Below are 255 nucleotides of genomic sequence, written 5' to 3' on the forward strand. Positions count from 1 at the left end.
GTATCATTTGGTAATACATTCAGCACATTTGGAGTGATTTGATTTACACTAGGAAATGGACCGGCAGTATCGTCATTGGCCACTATGTCTCTAACTAATTTGCAGTTAACACCAAAATCAGCATTTAGATGAATCAAATCTTGAGGAGTTACAGTGACCATATAACTGCTTGGACTTGTTGTTTGACAAACGTTATGCAATTGTGCCTGGTTTACTTTAGAGGTAATATTTTTACCTGCTCCTGATGGAAGCACT

The 255-nt window shown here is 37.6% G+C and carries 1 protein-coding gene; it reads right to left on the reverse strand.

Features of this window, described 5'->3' with window-relative positions; translation table 11 throughout:
• Nucleotides 1-255, reverse strand: a 255-nt coding sequence (locus ACHRV3_RS23080; RefSeq protein WP_395436302.1) for a hypothetical protein, incomplete at both ends; no start/stop codon positions are given.

The sequence above is a fragment of the Flavobacterium sp. FlaQc-49 genome, from assembly GCF_044005985.1.
Classification (GTDB): domain Bacteria; phylum Bacteroidota; class Bacteroidia; order Flavobacteriales; family Flavobacteriaceae; genus Flavobacterium; species Flavobacterium cupriresistens.